This is a genomic window from Pseudoalteromonas sp. S1650 (assembly GCF_005887195.1).
In the GTDB taxonomy this organism is placed as follows: domain Bacteria; phylum Pseudomonadota; class Gammaproteobacteria; order Enterobacterales; family Alteromonadaceae; genus Pseudoalteromonas; species Pseudoalteromonas simplex.
Map to the genome: position 1 here is coordinate 1 of NZ_PNDF01000045.1, position 19,746 is coordinate 19,746.

Annotated in this window: 21 protein-coding genes; 14 read left to right on the forward strand and 7 right to left on the reverse strand. The window is 41.6% G+C overall.

What is annotated here, in order from left to right; genetic code table 11:
- Positions 1-232: 232 nt before the first annotated feature.
- Both CWB80_RS13775 and CWB80_RS13780 read right to left on the reverse strand, forming a co-directional pair.
- Positions 233-1,270 (reverse strand): methionine synthase, encoded by a 1,038-nt coding sequence (locus CWB80_RS13775; RefSeq protein ID WP_138602306.1) that lies wholly within the window; start codon positions 1,268-1,270, stop codon positions 233-235.
- A gap of 11 nt (positions 1,271-1,281) precedes the next feature.
- The gene (locus CWB80_RS13780) at positions 1,282-2,259 is read right to left on the reverse strand and encodes a DUF1852 domain-containing protein (protein ID WP_138602304.1); all 978 of its coding nucleotides are present in this window, start codon (positions 2,257-2,259) and stop codon (positions 1,282-1,284) included.
- Positions 2,260-2,901: 642 nt separating this feature from the next.
- On the opposite strand from CWB80_RS13780, the gene CWB80_RS13785 reads away from it, so the two are divergent.
- Both CWB80_RS13785 and CWB80_RS13790 read left to right on the forward strand, forming a co-directional pair.
- Positions 2,902-3,711, forward strand: a complete 810-nt coding sequence (locus tag CWB80_RS13785; protein WP_138602302.1) for a sulfite exporter TauE/SafE family protein — start codon at positions 2,902-2,904, stop codon at positions 3,709-3,711.
- Positions 3,712-3,841: 130 nt separating this feature from the next.
- The gene (locus tag CWB80_RS13790; RefSeq protein ID WP_138602300.1) at positions 3,842-4,978 is read left to right on the forward strand and encodes a serine hydrolase domain-containing protein; all 1,137 of its coding nucleotides are present in this window, start codon (positions 3,842-3,844) and stop codon (positions 4,976-4,978) included.
- Positions 4,979-4,992: 14 nt separating this feature from the next.
- Here CWB80_RS13790 and CWB80_RS13795 read toward each other — a convergent pair whose 3' ends face one another.
- Together CWB80_RS13795 and CWB80_RS13800 are read right to left on the reverse strand one after the other, a co-directional pair.
- Positions 4,993-5,991 (reverse strand): AraC family transcriptional regulator, encoded by a 999-nt coding sequence (locus CWB80_RS13795; RefSeq protein WP_138602298.1) that lies wholly within the window; start codon positions 5,989-5,991, stop codon positions 4,993-4,995.
- Between the two features lies 1 nt (position 5,992).
- On the reverse strand, positions 5,993-6,775 hold the full coding sequence (locus tag CWB80_RS13800) for an SDR family NAD(P)-dependent oxidoreductase (RefSeq protein WP_138602296.1): 783 nt from the start codon (positions 6,773-6,775) through the stop codon (positions 5,993-5,995).
- Between the two features lie 176 nt (positions 6,776-6,951).
- Between CWB80_RS13800 and CWB80_RS13805 the strand changes: the two genes are divergently transcribed.
- From CWB80_RS13805 to CWB80_RS13840, 8 genes are all read left to right on the forward strand, one after another.
- Positions 6,952-7,716: a metalloregulator ArsR/SmtB family transcription factor gene (locus CWB80_RS13805; RefSeq protein ID WP_054553499.1), complete on the forward strand. Its 765-nt coding sequence runs from the start codon at positions 6,952-6,954 to the stop codon at positions 7,714-7,716.
- 9 nt (positions 7,717-7,725) lie between these two features.
- Positions 7,726-8,748, forward strand: a complete 1,023-nt coding sequence (gene arsB, locus CWB80_RS13810) for an ACR3 family arsenite efflux transporter (protein WP_138602294.1) — start codon at positions 7,726-7,728, stop codon at positions 8,746-8,748.
- A 13-nt stretch (positions 8,749-8,761) separates the two neighbouring features.
- Entirely contained in the window at positions 8,762-9,262 is a 501-nt protein-coding gene (locus tag CWB80_RS13815; RefSeq protein WP_138602292.1) for a phosphatase domain-containing putative toxin, read from the forward strand.
- Positions 9,263-9,264: 2 nt separating this feature from the next.
- The gene (locus CWB80_RS13820; protein ID WP_138602290.1) at positions 9,265-10,275 is read left to right on the forward strand and encodes an ArsJ-associated glyceraldehyde-3-phosphate dehydrogenase; all 1,011 of its coding nucleotides are present in this window, start codon (positions 9,265-9,267) and stop codon (positions 10,273-10,275) included.
- Between the two features lie 5 nt (positions 10,276-10,280).
- The gene (arsJ, locus tag CWB80_RS13825; protein ID WP_138602288.1) at positions 10,281-11,489 is read left to right on the forward strand and encodes an organoarsenical effux MFS transporter ArsJ; all 1,209 of its coding nucleotides are present in this window, start codon (positions 10,281-10,283) and stop codon (positions 11,487-11,489) included.
- Between the two features lie 140 nt (positions 11,490-11,629).
- The gene (locus CWB80_RS13830; protein ID WP_138602286.1) at positions 11,630-12,811 is read left to right on the forward strand and encodes a MerR family transcriptional regulator; all 1,182 of its coding nucleotides are present in this window, start codon (positions 11,630-11,632) and stop codon (positions 12,809-12,811) included.
- Positions 12,808-13,347: a GNAT family N-acetyltransferase gene (locus CWB80_RS13835; RefSeq protein ID WP_138602284.1), complete on the forward strand. Its 540-nt coding sequence runs from the start codon at positions 12,808-12,810 to the stop codon at positions 13,345-13,347. The genes CWB80_RS13830 and CWB80_RS13835 overlap by 4 nt, the downstream gene beginning before the upstream one ends.
- Positions 13,348-13,352: 5 nt before the next feature.
- The gene (locus CWB80_RS13840; protein ID WP_200909100.1) at positions 13,353-13,490 is read left to right on the forward strand and encodes a hypothetical protein; all 138 of its coding nucleotides are present in this window, start codon (positions 13,353-13,355) and stop codon (positions 13,488-13,490) included.
- 49 nt (positions 13,491-13,539) lie between these two features.
- Here CWB80_RS13840 and CWB80_RS13845 read toward each other — a convergent pair whose 3' ends face one another.
- Positions 13,540-13,941, reverse strand: a complete 402-nt coding sequence (locus CWB80_RS13845) for a hypothetical protein (RefSeq protein ID WP_054553506.1) — start codon at positions 13,939-13,941, stop codon at positions 13,540-13,542.
- Positions 13,916-14,800, reverse strand: a complete 885-nt coding sequence (locus CWB80_RS13850) for an alpha/beta hydrolase family protein (protein ID WP_054553507.1) — start codon at positions 14,798-14,800, stop codon at positions 13,916-13,918. The genes CWB80_RS13845 and CWB80_RS13850 overlap by 26 nt, the downstream gene beginning before the upstream one ends.
- 74 nt (positions 14,801-14,874) lie before the next feature.
- On the opposite strand from CWB80_RS13850, the gene CWB80_RS13855 reads away from it, so the two are divergent.
- The gene (locus CWB80_RS13855) at positions 14,875-15,237 is read left to right on the forward strand and encodes a MerR family transcriptional regulator (protein ID WP_054553508.1); all 363 of its coding nucleotides are present in this window, start codon (positions 14,875-14,877) and stop codon (positions 15,235-15,237) included.
- 127 nt (positions 15,238-15,364) lie between these two features.
- On the opposite strand, the gene CWB80_RS13860 is transcribed toward CWB80_RS13855, so the two are convergent.
- Positions 15,365-16,264, reverse strand: coding sequence for a LysR family transcriptional regulator (locus CWB80_RS13860; RefSeq protein ID WP_054553509.1), 900 nt, complete (start codon positions 16,262-16,264; stop codon positions 15,365-15,367).
- A gap of 101 nt (positions 16,265-16,365) precedes the next feature.
- Here CWB80_RS13860 and CWB80_RS13865 point away from each other — a divergent pair, with 101 nt between their 5' ends.
- The 3 genes from CWB80_RS13865 to CWB80_RS13875 all read left to right on the forward strand — a co-directional run bounded on the left by CWB80_RS13865 (position 16,366) and on the right by CWB80_RS13875 (position 19,736).
- A complete protein-coding gene (locus CWB80_RS13865) occupies positions 16,366-17,265 on the forward strand; it encodes an EamA family transporter (RefSeq protein WP_138602282.1) in 900 nt (299 codons plus the stop codon).
- Positions 17,266-17,328: 63 nt separating this feature from the next.
- Positions 17,329-18,297 (forward strand): hypothetical protein, encoded by a 969-nt coding sequence (locus tag CWB80_RS13870; RefSeq protein ID WP_054553511.1) that lies wholly within the window; start codon positions 17,329-17,331, stop codon positions 18,295-18,297.
- 467 nt (positions 18,298-18,764) lie between these two features.
- Complete coding sequence (locus CWB80_RS13875) at positions 18,765-19,736, forward strand: calcium/sodium antiporter (protein WP_138602280.1); 972 nt, start codon at positions 18,765-18,767, stop codon at positions 19,734-19,736.
- The last annotated feature ends 10 nt before the right edge of the window (positions 19,737-19,746 follow it).

Here is a 19,746-nt window from a genome sequence, read left to right on the forward strand (position 1 = left end):
AAACGATAAATTAGAAACTAGCATAATATTTACAGCAAAAACGCGATGTGAAATCGCTGCTACACAAGCAGGTTCAGACTAAATTTAAAATCTGACGGGCTAAAGCCCGACCTACCATGTAGGTCGCTATTTATGGCGACAAGGCTCGAGGGAGATGCGCACCTCGCCTCTCGAACCTCGCACCTCGCAACTTTCCTCTTTCACCTAGTAACTCGCTAACTACCTCTAGAACCTAGCTCCTCGCCCCTAAAACCTCGCCTCTTACAATCTCTGCACCTTTACTTAGCGCACTGAGTTTGGCGCTTGCTATCTGGCGAGGGAGGGGAGCCATACCGCAGTTTGTGCATGGGTAAAGCTTGTCGGCATCAACGTATTTCAGAGCTTCGCGTAATGTGTGTGCGACCTCTTCAGGGGTTTCAATTTCATTGCTCGCTACATCAATGGCGCCAACCATCACTTTTTTTCCGCGTATCAGTGCTAATAGCTCAATAGGTACGCGAGAGTTGTGGCACTCAAGTGAAATAATATCGATATTCGATTTTTGAAGTTTTGGGAATACTTCTTCATATTGACGCCATTCATTGCCCAGTGTTTGTTTCCAATCAGTGTTAGCTTTAATGCCGTAGCCGTAGCAAATGTGTACGGCGGTTTCGCACTTTAAGCCTTCAATTGCTCTTTCGAGGCACTTAATGCCCCAGTCATTAACATCATCGAAAAACACATTAAACGCAGGCTCATCAAATTGAATAATATCAACACCTGCAGCTTCGAGCTCTTTCGCTTCTTGATTGAGGATTTTGGCAAATTCCCATGCTAGTTTTTCACGGCTTTGATAGTGGGCGTCATACAAGGTATCGATCATGGTCATTGGCCCTGGCAATGCCCATTTTATAGGTTGCTTGGTTTGCGAACGTAAAAACTTGGCGTCTTCAACAAACACGGGTTTGCTGCGTGATACTGGGCCAATCACACTTGGTACACTGGCTTCGTAACGATTACGAATGGTCACTGTTTTACGGTTCTCAAAATCAACGCCATTTAAGTGTTCGATAAAGGTCGTTACAAAGTGCTGGCGGGTTTGCTCGCCGTCGCTCACGATATCAACACCAGCTTGTTGCTGCTCTTGTAAGGCAACACGCAGCGCGTCTTGTTTGCCGTCGATAAGTTCTGCACCTTGCAATTTCCAAGGTGACCATAAGGTTTCAGGCTCAGCAAGCCAAGCTGGTTTTGGTAAACTGCCTGCTGTTGATGTAGGTAATAACTTTTTCATTTTTAATCTCATTAAATTGCGTAGTTGGCAGACCATTTTTCAAGTACTGACTGATAAGGCTTAATAAAGTGCTGCTCAGTAAATTTACCTTGCGCAATCGCCAGTCGGCTGCGCTCTTCACGGTCGTAAACGATTTGCGTGATCGAGTGATCGGCGTTTCTTAAATTTGGTTGATAGCAACTACCCGCCACAGCATTGGCGTTATAAATTTCTGGACGGTAGATTTTTTGGAATGTTTCCATAGTGCTAATCGTGCTGATCAACTCTAAGTTGGTGTAATCGTTCAGCAAGTCACCAAAGAAATAAAACGCCAGCGGAGCAACTGTGTTTGGTGGCATAAAATAGCGCACCTGCAAGCCCATTTTTTTAAAGTATTGCTCGGTTAATGAGGACTCATTTGGTTGGTACTCAACACCTAAAATTGGGTGTTGGTTTTCTGTGCGGTGGTACGTTTTGTTATCAGACACGCTTAAACAAATAACCGGTGGCTTTTTAAAGTGCTGTTTGTAAGTTTCTGAGTCAATAAAGTATTTAAAGAGTTTACCGTGTAAGTCACCAAAGTTTTCGGGAATGCTGAATTCGCTTTTCGCTTTGTTATGATCAAGCAGCAGTACGCTAAAATCATAATCGCGCACGTAAGATGAAAAGTTATTACCAACAATACCTTCGATACGTTCATTAGTTTGGTGATCAATGATATTAGTTTTTAGTACTTCAATTGACGGGAATGCCTCTGTGCTTTGTGCAATTTCTAGATCAACAGAGATGATCTCAAGCTCAACGGAGTAGCGGTCGCCTTGCGGGTTATCCCAGTTTGCTAGCGCATTAAAGCGACTATCAATCATTTTTAATGCATTACGTAAATTTTGTTGGCGACTTTCACCGCGAGCTAGGTTCGCAAAGTTTGTAGTCAGTCGTGTGCTATTTGACGGATGATAATTTTCGTCGAGGCTAATGCTTTTAATTGTAAATCTGAAGTCGTTGTTCATGGCAATGTATCCAAAAGTCCTGAGATAAATGATTGCTGCTCACCTTCCTTAAATCGCTAGGTCATTAACCTTAGGTTGCTCTGCAGCGTAAAATACCCAAACAACCTCAAGATGCGAGTTTCAGTTGGAATTAAAAGCGATTTAGACAAGGCATTGGTTGCAAGTAATAGTGGTTCTATTGTTAAAATCAATAACGCAGTATAAATCGCTTTTAAAACAACCCTTTGGGCGCTTCACAGGCACTCACTCTCATCGTTGTTACTTCTTAAAAGGGACTGCCATTCTTGCAAAGTAACGCCTTGATATTAAGCACCTGTGAAACGCTGAATTCTGCATCTTGAGGTGGCTTGGGTATCTATTTATACGTTCTTACTATCATGAAGAAAAACGTTTTTATTTCAGGTAAAACATGAGGCAGATTCATGCTGCTTTGTTGTCTTAGTTCTAAAAACAGCAACTGGGAATGAAAAAATGCTTTAAAGTTATTTTGGACGTCTAGATTTCTAAAGTTATATGTTGAAGTTGCAGTAATTTCATATAAAACGTGAGTAATATTCACTAGTTAACAGGACTTTTGAGAGCAACCCCGTACTTTATTGTTGTTATACTCGGTTTCACAAATCAACAACACAGACAAATACAATGAATGAATTAATCGTGCTTATTATCGCTTGCGCCATACTTGGTAGCGGGGTTGGCTTTTTAGCTGGGCTGTTAGGAATTGGTGGAGGCCTAGTGATCGTGCCTATATTAAGCATGATCTTGCTGTATTTTCAGGTGTTACCCGCAGAGCAAGTGGTGCTGGTGGCGATTGCTACATCGCTCGCCTCAATTCTTTTTACTTCAACGTCATCAGCTATCGCTCACCACAAAAATGGTAATGTGCCTTGGCAATTGGCTCCGTGGGTAATGACAGGGGTTGCACTAGGCGCACTTATCAGTGGCTTTTTGGCTTCGCTATTACCCGCAAATGTGGTGCGAATTGTATTCGCTGTGAGTGTGGTGCTTATTGCATTAAAAATGATTTTCAGCAGTAAAAACGACAGCCAAACATCACGAACGCTACCTAATAAAGGCCTTTTGACACTTTATACAACCATCACAGGGGGTCTATCTGCCATGATAGGTATTGGCGGTGGTGCGGTACTTGTGCCGCTACTGACGTTTTTCTCGGTTGATATGAAAAAAGCCATTGGCTGTGCTTCGGCGTGCGGTATTGTCATTGCGCTATTTGGCTCTGTGGGTTACATCAGCTCAGGCAGTCAGTACTTTACATTAAAAGAGGGCTTTGCTGGTTTTGTTTATTTGCCAGCCTTGTTTGGCATTGTGTGTACTTCGTGGTTTACTGCGCCATTAGGTGCAAAAGCAACGCATCATTTACCCGTCTCTACTATTAAAAAAATATTTGCTGGGCTGTTGGTTATTATGGCTGTGAATATGCTTACAAAATAGTGTTAACTTATTAATTCGACAACACGAAAGTCGTTTGTTAATGTCAGTTAAGTAGTAATTAGGCTGCTTAACTGCGCGCTTATTTTGGCTTTAGGCGCTAATAAAGGATTCATTTTTTAAGGAACCTGTTATGGATCGTCGGTGCTCTCTAGCAAGTAAAAAAACGCTAAGCTCTTTATTTGTTGCTCTATCAATGTTGGCTTTGCCAGTGACTGCTGAGCCTATAAAGCCACTCGAAACTCACCACGCTTTAATGGGCCAAGTTCTCAATGCACACCAACAAGCTCCCCTTACAGGTTTTGCACTTCATGTGATTGTTGATGATGGACATGCTTTTTCAACGGTAAAGCAAAGTAAAGAAAATGCGCCGCAAGTTATTAACCCCAACAGTTTATTTAGAATTGCCAGCGTGACTAAAACCTTCACTGCAGCAACGGTGCTACGTTTGCAGGAAGAAGGTAAATTAAACCTTGATACAACACTTGATAAGTTAATTTCTGACGACTTTTTTGCGCTTCTTGAAAGCGATGGCTATGTCCTTGATAAAATGACGCTTAAGCAAGTGCTGAGTCATACAGCAGGGCTATACGATCACGCTCAAAGCGATCAGTATTTAGCTGGCATAATGGCAAATCCGCAGCAAGATATTACGATGCGCGAGCAAATTAAAGGGTGTGTAGAGTGGGGCGACCCAGTTGGCAAACCTGGCGAGCTTTTTTCATATTCAGATACCGGATATGTGTTACTCGGCCATATTATTGAAAGAGTGACAGATTTACCCTTGCCTGAAGCGGTTCGTAAATACTTAAGTTTCGACAAAAATCATATCGAAAATGTGATCTGGGAACGGGGTGATTCGGTTGCTGTAGATGAGTCTCGTCGCGTACATCAATACTTGCACGGCACCGACACCTTTAATTGGAGCCCAACAGTCGATTTATATGGTGGCGGTGGGCTTGTGGCCAGCCCTATCGGTATGGCTAAATTTTATCAGGCTTTATTTTCAGGGAAGGTCTTTAAACACCCAGAAACGCTCAAACTCATGCTCTCTAATAAAGGCTTACCTGCAGGTAGCCCTTATCGTTTAGGTGTATTTGCAAAAGAATATAACGGCACTTTGGTTTATCAACATGGTGGCTTTTGGGGCACTTTGGTGATGTATGAGCCAACAACACAGGTGGTGGTCGCAGGAGCTGTTACTCAGCAGAAAGACTACGCCCAACTTGAAAAAGTGATGAGTGACTACCTCACCCTACAGGCAAATTAGCTTCACAAAGCTAATTAATGCTTTACTTGTATGCGCTTATGGGCGGGAGAAACACCCGTCCAGCTACTGTAAGCACGAACAAACGAATTTGTTTCGCTAAAACCGAGTAAAAAGGCGATTTCGATAATTGGTAACTCAGTTTGCATTAAGTAGTGCTGCGCAAGATCTTCTCGTACTTGTTGTAAGACTTTTTGATAACTTTGCTTTTCAGCTGTTAGTTTTCGTTGTAGAGAGCGTTTGCTTAGTGCCAGCTCTGAGGCAACATGCTCAATGTTACTTTGCCCTTGAGGTAGGGATTTAAACAAAATACTTGATACCTTGTCAGTAAGGCTTTGTTCGCTGATAACATCTTGCAGCTTACGTTTTAAATCTCCCTCAAAGCATGACAACATCACCTGATTACTGGTTAAAAATGGCGCTTTTGCATCTTCTGCTAAAAATGTCACGCTAGGGGTACTCCCCACTTTCAACGGGCAACCAAAGTAGGCTTCGTATTCCATAAGCTTTTCAGGTAGCTCTGGCACAATAACCGTAACAGGGTTAATTTGTTTTCGAGTAGCAAGGCGAGTTAATTGTGTAAAAAATACCAGTTCAGCCAAGCTGTAGCACTTGGGCAGCGTATCAATAAAACCATAACAGCTTACTTGGGCTTTTGTATGAGTATTGGTAATTTCAAGTGCTAGCTCCATAGGGCCAATTAGTGGTTTGTACTGTTGTAACCTCGCTAAAGCAGCATTTAAGTTTGGGCTACAAATCGCGGCAAAAATTGGTACGTCAAATGATTCTATTGTCATGACTTCGGCAAGTTTTAAGGGTAACTCAATGCCGTTTGCTGCTGTCTCTACACCCTGCCATAATTGGAAGTATTGAGCGGGCGTTAAGTATACTTTATCTTGAGAGAATAAACCTGAAGGCAACTGGGCATAAGCCAGTGCCTCTTCTAGGTTGATTTCTAAATCATTGAGTAATACTTGCCAGTTGGGAGGGATCAAAAACTTGCTGGCTCGTTTCATATTAGTTTCCGCTTTTTTCCATAAACTGACGAGAAATTTTTAACACAGTTTTGCGAGGCAATAAAGGGATCACCCAATTGAGCATAAATTTAAGCGGCGCTTCATTAAAAGCAATTAACTGACCTTTTTGCATTGCCTTGTAACCACACAGTGCCACAGAATGCGCTGATTTAGCATTCTTCCAAGCATCTACCCCTTGTAGATCACCTGCTTCAACAAAGCCTGTTGCTACTGTTCCTGGGCATAACGCGGTGACCGTAATGTTTTTATCTTTTACTTCTTCTGCAATTGCTTGACTGAATGAAGTCACAAACGCTTTCGTTGCATAATATACCGCTTGCAGTGGGCCTGGCATAAAGGAAGCTGTAGACGAAATATTTAAAATTTTGCCACGATTTCGCTCAACCATGCCTTGTAAGTAATAGTGGCTTAGGTTTGTTAATGTCACAATATTAAGTTGCATCATCGTTTGTTCTGCACTGAGATCACGCTCATGAAACTTGCCATGTCCGCCAATGCCTGCATTATTCACCAAAATATCTATGTGCAAACCAAGTGCCTCAGTACGTGTAAAAACATACTCAGCTGAATCTGGCTTAGATAAATCGGCAGCAATAACCGTAACCTTTACGTTGTGTTTTGATTCAAGCTGTTGCTTAAGATCATTCAGTTTGTCTTCTGAACGAGCTACCAGCACTAAATTATCGCCATGCTGTGCGTGAATATGCGCAAGTTCTAAACCAATCCCGTTTGAGGCGCCAGTGATCAATGCTGTTGCTGTCATATTTGTACTCCATTAATTTGAGCTGTTGTTTTGTTATATGCATGGTAGGCCATCTATTGGTGCCACATGACATCAGATCGCGCCATCGTTATTGCAAAACGCGCCATTTATAAAATTCAGCTTGCAAATGGTATATAACAAAAATATTATATAATGAAATTGTTATGGAGTAAGCCGTGAAAGTCCTCTTTTTATGTACAGAAAATTCAGCCCGTTCAATTATGGCTGAAGCATTGCTTAAACATCATGGTAAAGGTGAGTTTGAGGTATTTAGTGCGGGCACAGAACCTTATGCGGTAGACCCTCGTACGCTTGCTACGATTGAGCATTTTGGCCTAAAAACCGATGACTTACACTCAAAGCACTTAAATGATGTAACTAACCTGCATTTTGATTATGTCATTACATTGTGCGACAAGGCAGCTAAAGAATGTGCAAATCGTGTTGATGGCACACATTGTTTAGGCTGGGACTTTGTTGATCCAAAAACTCGCCCTGAACCTCATGCCTTTGAAAAAACCTTGCAAGAGATCAATGAGCGAATTAAGCAGTTTGTGCAATCCCATAACAAAGAAAAACCAGTATCGATTTCGCCAACTACATTTTATAAAGCGCTTGCAGATGATATTCGTTTAAAAAGCTTATTGCTTATCGCTGTTGAGCAAGAGGTTTGCGTATGCGAACTAATGACGGCACTTAACGAGCAGAGCCAACCAAAGGTTTCAAGGCATTTAGCGCAACTTAAAAAGCAGGGCATTTTGTCGGATAGAAAACACCAGCAGTGGGTGTTTTACTCTTTAAACCCGACTCTACCTATGTGGATGAAACAAACAATTACCTCGACCGTGGTAAACGAACCAAATTTCATAGAAAACGAGTTAGCAAGGCTAAATGCGATGGGCGATGATCGCCCAACCCGTGTTGCTCGTTGCTGCAATTAAGGACTAAAAATGGGTGTTTTTGAACGGTATTTATCTGTATGGGTTGCTGCTGCTATTGCCATTGGTGTGGCGCTTGGGGTGATGTTTCCACCTTTATTTGAGCTAATAGCGAAAGCCGAAGTGGCGCATGTAAACATTGTTGTTGCACTGTTTATTTGGGTAATGATCTACCCGATGATGGTGCAAGTTGATTTTTCAACGATTAAAGAAGTCGGTAAGAATCCAAAAGGGCTGATGCTCACTTTAATCATTAACTGGCTAATCAAACCGTTTTCAATGGCCGCATTAGGTTGGTTATTTTTTGAAGGGTTATTTGCTGATTTTGTTAGCCCTGAAACGGCGCAAGAATATATTGCAGGGATGATTTTACTCGGTGTTGCACCTTGTACGGCAATGGTGTTTGTGTGGTCACAACTAACCAAAGGCGATGCAAATTATACCTTAGTGCAAGTATCTGTGAACGACATCATTATGATTTTTGCTTTTGCACCTATTGCGGGGTTATTGCTGGGTGTATCTGATATTCATGTGCCTTGGCTTACACTAATGATTTCGGTTGTGTTGTATGTATTACTGCCACTTATTGCTGGTGTATTAACACGAAAAGCTCTTAATAATTCAGCGCAAAATGAAGCTGCTGTGCAGTCATTTTTAGAGAAAGTTAAACCTTACTCAGTTATTGGTTTACTGGCCACAGTGGTCTTGCTATTTGGGTTTCAGGCCAACACGATTTTAGCCCAACCGCTTAACATTGTACTGATTGCCATTCCGCTTGTTTTGCAAACCTACGGTATTTTTGCAATCACCTATTTCATTGCGTTAAAGCTTAGGCTTAAGCACAACATTGCAGGGCCAGCCTGTTTAATTGGTACCTCTAACTTTTTTGAGTTAGCGGTCGCAGTGGCTATTTCATTATTTGGTTTGCACTCGGGTGCAGCATTAGCAACCGTTGTTGGGGTGTTGGTCGAAGTACCTGTGATGCTGTCGTTGGTTGCAATCGTTAATAAAACAACACATTGGTTTAAAGAGTAATTGGGGAATCATAATGCAATCACATCCATTTGATATTTTACAGCTAGAAACTGGGGCATTTATTTTTACCCCTTGCCCTGGCACAAAAGGCGTTGGCTTATCACAGTCTGTTGCTGAGTTAAAAGCGGCAGGTGCAAAAGCCATTATTACGCTAATGTACGATGAAGAGCTTGTTAAAAATGGGGCGCAGCAGCTTGTAATCGAATGTGAGCAAGCCGGCCTTAGCTGGTTTCAGTTACCTATTTTGGATGATGACGCGCCAAACGAAGCGTTTAGTCTCGCTTTCAACAAACACCTCAACGACATTCTTGCCATCATAAAAAGTGGTGGTAGCGTGGCTGTACATTGTAAAGGCGGCTCAGGCCGTACAGGCTTAGTTATTGGTTTATTAATGCATGAGCTTGGCTATGCTAAAAACGACATAGTTACTCAAGTGCAGGCTATTCGCCCTAAATCGTTGCATAACCCAGTACAACGTTCATTTTTCGACAATTTTCAAAAAGTAGGAGCTTAACAATGGCAATTAAAGTAGGCATTAATGGTTTTGGCCGTATGGGTCGTTTATCGCTAAGAGCAGCGTTTGCATGGGACGACGTTGAGTTTGTGCAAATTAATGACCCAGCGGGTGATGCAGCTACACTGGCTCACTTACTAAAGTATGATTCGGTACACGGTATTTGGCCTCATGAGGTTGAAAGTAACGACAATGCTGTGATTATCGATGGCCACGAAATTAACGTTACGCAAAATAAAGCGATTGCAGACACTGATTGGTCTGGTTGCGATATCGTTATTGAAGCCTCAGGTAAAATGAAAAAAACCGAATTACTGCAAGCCTACCTTGATCAAGGTGTGAAAAAAGTTGTTGTCACTGCGCCTGTAAAAGAAGACGGCGTGTTGAACGTTGTAATGGGTGTAAACGATGATTTATATGATGTACAGCAGCACGATATTGTGACTGCAGCATCATGCACTACCAACTGTTTAGCGCCTGTGGTTAAAGTTCTGCAAGAAAAAATTGGTATCAAACATGGTTCAATGACGACCATTCACGATATTACTAACACGCAAACTATCTTAGATGCGCCCCATAAAGATTTACGCCGTGCTCGCGCATGTGGAATGAGCTTAATTCCAACTACAACCGGCTCTGCAACGGCGATCACACATATTTTCCCTGAACTTAAAGGCAAATTAAACGGCCACGCAGTTCGTGTGCCATTAGCAAATGCATCAATCACTGACTGTGTGTTTGAAGTTGAAAAGCCGACCACTGCTGAGCAAATTAACCAATGGATGCAAGAAGCTGCAGAGGGCGAGCTAAAAGGCATTTTGGGCTATGAAGAAAAGCCACTTGTTTCTATCGATTACAAAACTGATCCACGCTCAAGCATTGTTGATGCGTTATCAACCATGGTTGTCAACGAGACTCAAGTTAAGCTGTATGTTTGGTACGATAACGAATGGGGTTATGCAAACCGCACCGCCGAACTTGCCCGTAAAGTTGCGCGATCACTACAAGGTTAAAAGTAATGACGCGTTTGGCTAATCTTCCCGCTGATATAAAGCAGTACTTAATTGTCACCGGGAATTACTGGGCATTTACGCTAACAGATGGCGCATTGAGAATGTTGGTGGTACTGCATTTTCATGCGCTTGGCTACTCGCCTTTGAGTATTGCCATGCTGTTTTTGTTTTATGAGATTTTTGGTGTTGTCACTAACTTAGTGGGCGGCTATTTAGGCGCAAGGCTTGGTTTAAACAAGACCATGAACATTGGCCTTGCCATACAGGTTGCAGCCTTGTTCATGCTGGCAGTCCCTCCTGAATGGCTGAGTGTTGCCTATGTGATGATGGCGCAGGCGCTGTCGGGCATTGCCAAAGATCTCAATAAAATGAGCGCTAAAAGCTCAATTAAAATGCTGGTTGCCAGTGGCCAAGAAGGCACCTTGTTTAAATGGGTAGCGATACTAACAGGCTCTAAAAACGCCTTAAAAGGTGTGGGCTTCTTTTTAGGTGGCTTACTACTGACATTAATGTCGTTTAAAGGCGCAATGTTAACCATGGCTGCCACCTTGCTGGTGGTGTGGTGTTTTAGTATTTATGCACTTAAAAATGATTTAGGCAAAGCTAAAAACAAACCTAAGTTTAACGAGATATTTTCAAAGAGTAGTTCAATCAATATCTTGTCGGCCGCTAGGTTGTTTTTGTTTGGTGCGCGTGATGTTTGGTTTGTAGTTGCACTTCCGGTGTTTTTATCACAAGCCTTTGATTGGGATCACTGGACTGTGGGTGCCTTCTTAGCGAGTTGGGTCATTGGCTATGGAGCTGTGCAATCTTTTGCTCCCAAAATCATTAAGCTCAATAAGCAAACATCACCAAGCGCAGAAACAGTTAAGTGGGCATCCTTGCTTGCTGTAGTCACCTTAGCCATTGCCCTTGCTATTGGCTTTGAGTGGGCTGTAAAACCAATGCTGATAGGCGGGTTGATGTTATTTGGTGTGTTATTCGCGATTAACTCATCTTTGCACAGCTACTTGATTGTGAGCATGGCTGACGCCGATGGCGTATCACTTGATGTTGGGTTTTACTATATGGCTAATGCCATGGGTCGCTTAATTGGCACTGTGTTGTCGGGCTTAGTGTTTCAGCTTTATGGCTTAGCAGCTTGTTTAGCTATCTCACTGTTATTTATTGTAATTACCGCCCTTATATCGACTAAATTGCCAAAACAAATTTAGTTGAATCTAAACACGCCCTATAAAGGTAAGCTTTCTTGCTTACCTTATTTTCTTAAATTATTTTGCAAAAATATTTGACCTGTCTACAGCTTTACACTTCATACTTATTGTATTCAAAAGCCTTATAGGCCTATTTCATCATGTATTTAATTTCAGAGTTAGCTGCAAAGCTGGGTTTGTCGCGCACGGCTGTGTTGTATTACGAGAAGCTTAAAATCATTCAGGGCCGCAGGCTTGCAAATGGTTATCGCTATTACAGCGAGGCTGATTTACAACGCTTGGTTTTGATCCAGCAGTTACAAAGCGCGGGGTTAACCTTAAAAGAATGTCAGAGCTGTTTAGATGTAGAGCTAGATAAAGCGATTTTGCAACAGCGCTTAGCGCAACTTGAAGCTGAAATTACCGCTAAGTTACAAGCCAAAGATTTATTACTGAGTTTGCTTGGCGAACGCTCTCAAAAACACTTACATGATGAGCTGAATAAGCGTGCGCCAAGTGCGCATTTAAATTGGTTGTTAAAGCAAGGATACACAGAAAAAGAGGCATTGCGGCTTCGTTGGTTATCAAAAGATATGAGTGACCATGAAAGCTACATGCACGATTTTATGACTGTGTTTGAGCCATTAGAGCGATGGGGGCCTGGTAGCGAAGAAGCTACATTAAAAGCCATTGCTGCTGTTCCTAACAATGCCAACCAAATTTTAGAAATTGGCTGTGGTAAAGGCTCATCAACATTACTAATCGCCAAGCAAACTGATGCCAAGATCACAGCTTTAGATAATGAGTCATCGGCACTTGCTTATTTAGAGGAGCGATTGCACAAAGAGCAATTGGATGAGCTCGTGTCTTTGACGTGCGCATCGATGACAGCACTGCCTTTTAAAGCAAATTCATTCGATGTTATTTGGGCAGAAGGGTGCGTGTATGTCATGGGGATGCAAAGCGCATTATCAAGCTGGAAACCGTTTCTTCGCCGTGATGGGGTGATTGTGGTCAGTGATTTAGTTTGGCTTAACAGCCAGCCTGAAATGGCGGTTAAAGAGTACTGGCAAGCGAATTACCCAGATATGCAATCAATCGAAAGCCGCATAGCCTTATTTGATGAGCTTGGTTATGAGCTTATAGAGCAGTTTTCGCTGGATCAGCAAGCTTGGAAAAACTATTGGCAACCACTCAAGGCGCGCCTTGCTGAGTTAGCGCCATCGATAAGTGAGTCTCAAGCTGTGAAAGACATACAAACAGAAATTGCCCTTTACGAAAATGAAACCGGGCAAAACTTTACTTATCACTATTTTATTTTAAAACTTAAGGAGTCTAAGTGAATTTTTCAATTTACGAACAGAGCCAAAAAAACGAGATTATTGCGCTTTACTTGGCAACATTTAGTGCATCAGAGTCAAAACAAGAAGGCGAGCAAGTTGCCCGTTTAGTCACTGACTTTTTAGCTGAGCCATATCCATCAACTGATTTATATGTGTTTGTCGCGACAGATGAGCAACGGATCGTGGGCGCTATCGTGCTGTCGCGTTTACAGTTTGCGCACGCTAAAGAGGTGTTTTTACTCTCACCTGTTGCAGTGGCAACGAATTGGCAGGGACAAGGCATAGGACAAAAGCTGATCCAATTTGGCTGCGATAAGTTAGCTGAACAAAATGTCAGCCTAGTGATGACCTATGGTGACATCAACTTTTATGGAAAAGTCGGTTTTTCCGTTGTGAGTGAAGAAATTATTCAAGCTCCTCATAGCTTATCATACCCAAAAGGCTGGCTTGTTAAACCGGTTTTAGATGACGAAATTTTGCCAATTACTGGTAAGCCAAGTTGCCTAAAACCACTCGATAATCCACAGCTTTGGTAAACACTATGCAAACACCTTCACTGATAGAATTAGGCATGCGACCTTTCTTTCAACAACAGTTGAGTTTAGATGAGCTGGAAAACAGCCATTTAGGACGTGTTGTTGAGCATAACAAAACAGAGGTCGTTTTCAAAAATGGTTAATACTGTTCAAAAGCAAAATAGGTCAATTAAAAAGACTCAAGAGTGACCGCTAGTTGGATGTTGCTAAGCGTGTTTTTGCAACGAAAATAATGAGCCAAATAGCAACAACGGTTTCCAGCCAAATTAATACATGCATTGCGGTTGTCATAACGTTATCGCTATCAACCGCATAATGCAGTACCGATAACATGTTCATCGCAGCATAAAGATGGAGCAGCCACATGGCGTGTTTAATGCGTTGCTTAGCTAAACAGAGCAGCGCATATAAGCCAACAAAAGTCATGATAAACCAAAAGTAGTCGACCACGTTTGCTGCAAGCCAATCAGGTTCAGGATAGTGCTCAAAATACATAATATTGTGCACATAATGCAAAATACTGGCGATAAAGTTCGCGAGTACAATAAAGAGTAAACGAGCGTGTTGTTTAAATAGCACTGCTTTGTTTGGCATTATGAGTCTCATTTAACGCGGTTAATATGTCATGCCAAATTGCTTGATTATGTTTTCTGAAATAGCCAAAGTGGCCTACTTTTTTAGCGGGTAATTGTGCAGATTGATAACGCTTAAAAGCAATTGGGTGTTTGCTGGTTACATTGCGCCAAAAGTTATGCACGTTTTGCTCGGTACAGATTTCATCATCGTCAGCGGTAAAGACATAGGTAGGAATATCAAAGTTTTTATAGGTACCTTCGGCAATCGATTTACCGTAAAATTTATTCGAGAAAAACAACTGCTTTTCTCTACACCACGCTGACCATTCACGCGTAAAGCCAACGGGTAAGTCTTCCATAAAATTCATTTTTTTAGCAGGCACGTATTTAAATAATGCCCCCGTAATCGGCGAAAATAAACGAAAGAAGAAGTTAGCTTTAATACGGTAACCGGTTGGCATATAACCAAAGTATCCGGCAGAAACTGCAACCGCAACAAGGGCATCAAGCTTTTGGTAATTGGCAGCTAAACCTATTTGCTGACCGCCAGCACTATGACCAACGCAATAAAGTGGCAGAGAAGGATTGATGCTTTTAGCTTTATCAATCATGGCAGGCATATCAAAGCGGCCAATGTCTGAATATTGATAAATACAGCCTTTTAACTGGCTTGTTTTCGATTCGCAAAAGCCACGGTAATTCCAAACAACCACATCGAAACCTTGGCTGACTAAGAACTCCGCAAACGGTAAATAGTAGGTGGTTTTTGTTGCTGTACCTGGGTTTAATAGCACCGTTGCTTTAGGGTTGTTGGCCGCAAAATGAGTGCCATTTAAAGTGACGTTATCGGCTGTTTTAACACTAATCGATGTATTCATTTTTTTATTAGTATTGATAGAAGAATGCGTTGAGCATAAACTGTGGAGCTTACTCTACAGTCAAGCGTATTTTTATGAAAACCAAGCAAGTCACGCAATTAACCGGCCTCACAAAAGACACCATTCGTTTTTATGAAAAAGAGCAGTTGATCCCGCCACCTTCAAGAGATGTGAATGGCTATCGTATTTATAGTGAAAAAACAGTTGAGCAGCTCAACATGATCACAATGGCTAAAAACCTAGGCTTCACTTTAAAAGAGATTAAAGATCTCACACAGCTACTTGGCAAAAACAACTTAACTCAGCAAGCTATGGCCGCCAAATTGATTGAAAAAAGTAAAGAAATAGACGCCAAAATCACTGAGCTGACGAACATAAAAACCTTAATCGACCATGCGTTAAAAGGCATGTGTGAGTATAAAGATAAGTTAAGCTAATCACGTTTGGCATATAACTAGCTCTAAATAAAATAGTTTTGAATTGGTCTTTATTGCTGGTGCTATATAAATGATTCAATGTAAAGCAATCAATTCTACGCGATATAAAATCGTCGCTACAATTTTGCTAACTTGCTAAAAATTCATTTTTTAGCCATGCGATCAATTGTTGAATGCTGGTATGCTTTAATTTGTCAGCTTTGCAGGCATAGAAAAATGACTGCTGCGGATGGATTACTGCACTGCCTAGCTGCACTAATTCGCCATATTCGAGCTTTTCTAAAACAAATTGCTTATGGGTAACCAGTAGGCCAAGTTCTCTCGTTACAGCTTGCAATGCTTGAGCTGTGGTTTCAAAAGAGCGGTTTTTCTGTGCTTTAGGGCTGGCAATGTGGTTATGCTCTGCCCAAATCTGCCAGTTATTGTTTCTGCGTGCATTAAGCACTTGAATGGCGGGAAAGCGGTTTAATAGTTCATTGATGTTGTTTGTAGTTTCTGGCTTTAATAATGACGGGCTGCAAACTAAAACAAGTTCATCATCTGCTAATTTCTCACAGTGGTACTTTTGCCAATTTTGCGGATCGCCCTGAAAAATAGCCATATCGATATTGCGTCTTTCGAGATCAACATCACCTACAAAGTTTGATAAGCGAATATCTAACTCAGCATAACAATTTTGTAGCTTATCAACTCGTGGTATCCACCAATGTAATGCCAAAGAATTCACCATGTTGAGTGAAATTGAATGATGATCTTTGTCTTTATTTTTAACCTCTTCGCTTGCTGAAATGATGGCCTGAACGGCGGGCGAAACGCGCTGATAATAAAGTTTCCCAGCATCATTTAAATACACTTGTCTGCCAACCCTATCGAAAAGTTTTACCTCAAGCTGTTGCTCAAGAGACTTGATAGCTTGGCTGATAGCCGAGTGACTAACGTGAATTGAATCTGCGGCTTTAACCATGCTGCCAGTCTCTGCAACAGCAATGAAACTGTATAAGGATTTGAGCGGGATATTGTGTTTCATGTGTTAGTTTTTCTTACATATTAATGCGGTTTTATTCGCTTTTTTATAATTTCAGCAGAGCGTATCGTGAGTGTCATCTACTCGCTTTATAAACAATGTAAATGAATATTAGTCACCGCTCTAGTGCGTTAATGCTGCTATCTACCCTCACTCTAGCACTGAATGGACTGGTTACCCAGCTGTTAACCCCCATGCTGCCAATTATTTTACTGTTATTCTTAAGGTTGCTCTTACCTGGTTGTTTAATGTTAGCAACAGCGCGAGCACGGTTTTGGCATTATGTTAGTTTTTCTGCATTAAAAAATGTGATGCTACGCGCTGTTTTTATCACCTTGTGCCAAGGGTTTTTTATTTTAGCGCTTTACAAACTTACGTTAATTGAGGCGGTTGTGTTATTTAGCACCGGGCCTTTGTTTATCCCACTGCTTGAAAGTGTGGTGTATAAGCGAGAAATCGACTTGTTTGTCGTGCCGACTTTGTTGTTAATGATGATAGGGCTGATCATTCAAAGTATGACCGACCAAGGGATTACGTTACGTTGGGAGCTATTAATTGGTCTGGCGGCTGGCTTTTTTAATGCTTGCTCGCAATTGTGTTTATTTCAAATTAGTAAAGAGAAAACCCCGGTTCTGGTTGCCAATGGTTTTTGCTTTTTAATTGCAGCACTATTCAGTATGCTATTTTTCATTCTGCCGCTGTTTGTTGGAGGGCTAAATGCTGAACTCGCAGCAGGCAGCTTGGTGTTTGAGAGTGCTTGGTTATTATTAGGCTTATTAGTGTTATTAGCGGTATTTAGTAGTGCTACGCAATACTTTAGAAGCTCTGCATATAAACTAGTTACTACCGGCTCTGAACTAGCGCCGCTGATTTATACGTCAGTGGTGTTTTCATACCTTCTTCAGTTAACCATTCTAGATAGCCCGGTAAATGGGCAGCAATTAGTTGGGATTAGTTTTATTGTTATTGCTTGTTTAATGCAAACAAAGCGAAACCGCAGTTAAGTTTCGCTTTCATCACTGTTTTCTTGTAACTTACTGAGCAACAAAAATAATAAGTAGGTTGTTATGTCTGGGTATGCTTTTGTTAGGCAAGGAGTAAAGCCATTTTTAATTGTGGTATTGTTGTTCGTTATTTATATATATTCTTCACGAGAAGCTGCAATCTTTGCAACCAATTCAGAGTCATCAAATGATACAACAGCTTCGCAGCACGTTGAGGCACAAGTAAACATATCAGCCACAAAGCCTGATACGAGTTTGTTACCTGATGAATCTGCTGAGCAAGTGAGTGAAGCCAATGATAGCCGTGAATTTATTATCAAAAATGCACCGAAATGGCGTTTTGATGGTGTGTTTATTGACCATTTTACTGAGCTAAAGCAACGCGCTAAGCAAGGTGATGCTGAGGCTAACTATCTCATCGCACAAAATCTTAAGTATTGCTTTAATGCTCCTTTAGATGCTGAGGCGCTTGAGGCAACATTAGCCGAAAGCTATGAGTTTAGCGATGCTGGTGATACGCAAAACCGTGTTTTTGAAAAATATGAGTATTGCCAAGGGTTAGATTTAGCAACGCGGCGGTCTTTTTACCGTTATTTGGCAATGGCAGCAGAACAGGGCTCTGCCTTTGCGCAGCAAACGTTTGCTGGGCTAACTCCCGAATTTTACATGAAGTCGCAATTTCCTGAGAAGTTGTCACGTGCCGAGTTCATCAAAAATCGTGATGGTTTTAAAGAGCGTAAAACCGTATTTTTAGAGCAAGCAGCGAAGCAGGGCAGTGAACAAGCGCTGATGAGTTTAGCGAGCATGTATTACAGCGAACAAGTTGGTGAGCATAGTGCAGCAAAAGCCTACGCTATAAATCGACTCATTATGGAAATCACGCAAAATAACGATGTGTATAATCGTTATGCGTGGTTTGATCAAAGACAATACCCGACACTTTCAGATGAAGAGCTGAGTATCGCGAACAATTTGTTTGATCAATGGCTTTTGCAAATAAAGCAAAATGGTACATTATATCTAAAGCACTGAGTACCCAAAGAATTAATAACCCAAAGCAAGGATGGCAATGATGTTTGAACCAAACTATGCAAGTTACACTCTTGAAGAGTTGTGAACATTGTGAAGTTACAGGGATTGTTGTAGAACATTTGAGCTTCTAAATAACAAGTAAAAAAGGAACAATTAGAGCTTTAATTGTATGACTTTTAGTTATATAGTCTTTACCTAACCTTAGGGGAGTAGTCTCTTAGATTAAGATGAACGTCAACAGTCTCCGAACCAATGTTCGTGGCGTTCATGTCCGCAAGCCGGATTGACAAGACCTAAGGCACGTATTGGGTTCAATGGGCGACCTTGATGCGTGTCTTATTGTTCTTCGCCCTAAGGAACCGTCTCGTGCTTGTTACATTTCTAGACCATTTATATGGTTATTTCTGTCCTCTTAAATCGGTTTATTTATCACATTTTGCTTTGCAACGCTTCTGTTGGAGAGCACTATGACCTTGTTTATCCTTGCCATTTTAGTTGGTTTTGTATTGCTGATTTGGAGCGCTGATCGCTTTGTTGATGGTGCAGCTGTAAGCGCAAAATATGCAGGTATGCCTAGTTTACTCATTGGTATGATTGTGGTTGGGTTTGGTACGTCAGCTCCTGAGATGTTGGTATCGGCCATGGCTGCTGCTGATGGCAGCCCAGAGCTTGCTTTAGGTAATGCGCTGGGGTCAAACATTGTCAATATTGGGCTTATACTAGGAATAACAGCGCTGATTGCCCCGATTGCTGTTCACTCTAATATCGTTAAAAAAGAACTCCCATTATTGCTTGTGGTGAGTGTGCTATTTGCATTACTGATTGTTGATGGTGGCTTATCACGTTTTGACGCAGGTGTATTGTTACTTGGCTTTTGCAGTTTTATGGGGTGGAGTATTTATTCTGGCCTTAAAAGCAAAAATGACAGCTTAGCAACAGATGTTGAGCAAGAACTTAACGTGCAAACAATGTCACTTAAAGCGGCTATTATCTGGCTAATTGTTGGGCTTGTAGTTCTCATTGCAAGTTCAAGGTTATTGGTATGGGGGGCAGTCAGTATTGCTGAGATTATGGGCATTAGCGACCTCATAATAGGTCTCACAATCGTGGCACTTGGCACTTCGCTCCCTGAACTTGCAGCTTCAATTGCCGCAGCCAGAAAAGGTGAACACGACATTGCCATTGGTAATGTGATTGGCTCAAACATATTTAATATCTTGGCCGTCACAGGTATTGCAGGAATGATAGCGCCTGCTGTTAACCTTTCACCGGATCTATTATCGCGAGATTGGCTGGCGATGCTCTCTCTTTCAATTTTTTTATTAATTTTTGCTTATGGGCACCGAGGTATTGGCAGGGTAAATCGCGCTGAAGGTATTGGTTTATTGCTGATTTTTATTGCCTATAACGCATGGCTTTTCTTTTCAATTTATCAATAAATGCAATTTC

Bases quoted from the DNA above. Each gene is read 5' to 3' on its own strand.
- CWB80_RS13775 (WP_138602306.1), bottom strand. From the start codon at position 1,270: ATGAAAAAGTTATTACCTACATCAACAGCAGGCAGTTTACCAAAACCA.
- CWB80_RS13780 (WP_138602304.1), bottom strand. From the start codon at position 2,259: ATGAACAACGACTTCAGATTTACAATTAAAAGCATTAGCCTCGACGAA.
- CWB80_RS13785 (WP_138602302.1), top strand. From the start codon at position 2,902: ATGAATGAATTAATCGTGCTTATTATCGCTTGCGCCATACTTGGTAGC.
- CWB80_RS13790 (WP_138602300.1), top strand. From the start codon at position 3,842: ATGGATCGTCGGTGCTCTCTAGCAAGTAAAAAAACGCTAAGCTCTTTA.
- CWB80_RS13795 (WP_138602298.1), bottom strand. From the start codon at position 5,991: ATGAAACGAGCCAGCAAGTTTTTGATCCCTCCCAACTGGCAAGTATTA.
- CWB80_RS13800 (WP_138602296.1), bottom strand. From the start codon at position 6,775: ATGACAGCAACAGCATTGATCACTGGCGCCTCAAACGGGATTGGTTTA.
- arsB (WP_138602294.1), top strand. From the start codon at position 7,726: ATGGGTGTTTTTGAACGGTATTTATCTGTATGGGTTGCTGCTGCTATT.
- CWB80_RS13815 (WP_138602292.1), top strand. From the start codon at position 8,762: ATGCAATCACATCCATTTGATATTTTACAGCTAGAAACTGGGGCATTT.
- CWB80_RS13820 (WP_138602290.1), top strand. From the start codon at position 9,265: ATGGCAATTAAAGTAGGCATTAATGGTTTTGGCCGTATGGGTCGTTTA.
- arsJ (WP_138602288.1), top strand. From the start codon at position 10,281: ATGACGCGTTTGGCTAATCTTCCCGCTGATATAAAGCAGTACTTAATT.
- CWB80_RS13830 (WP_138602286.1), top strand. From the start codon at position 11,630: ATGTATTTAATTTCAGAGTTAGCTGCAAAGCTGGGTTTGTCGCGCACG.
- CWB80_RS13840 (WP_200909100.1), top strand. From the start codon at position 13,353: ATGCAAACACCTTCACTGATAGAATTAGGCATGCGACCTTTCTTTCAA.
- CWB80_RS13845 (WP_054553506.1), bottom strand. From the start codon at position 13,941: ATGCCAAACAAAGCAGTGCTATTTAAACAACACGCTCGTTTACTCTTT.
- CWB80_RS13850 (WP_054553507.1), bottom strand. From the start codon at position 14,800: ATGAATACATCGATTAGTGTTAAAACAGCCGATAACGTCACTTTAAAT.
- CWB80_RS13855 (WP_054553508.1), top strand. From the start codon at position 14,875: ATGAAAACCAAGCAAGTCACGCAATTAACCGGCCTCACAAAAGACACC.
- CWB80_RS13860 (WP_054553509.1), bottom strand. From the start codon at position 16,264: ATGAAACACAATATCCCGCTCAAATCCTTATACAGTTTCATTGCTGTT.
- CWB80_RS13865 (WP_138602282.1), top strand. From the start codon at position 16,366: ATGAATATTAGTCACCGCTCTAGTGCGTTAATGCTGCTATCTACCCTC.
- CWB80_RS13870 (WP_054553511.1), top strand. From the start codon at position 17,329: ATGTCTGGGTATGCTTTTGTTAGGCAAGGAGTAAAGCCATTTTTAATT.
- CWB80_RS13875 (WP_138602280.1), top strand. From the start codon at position 18,765: ATGACCTTGTTTATCCTTGCCATTTTAGTTGGTTTTGTATTGCTGATT.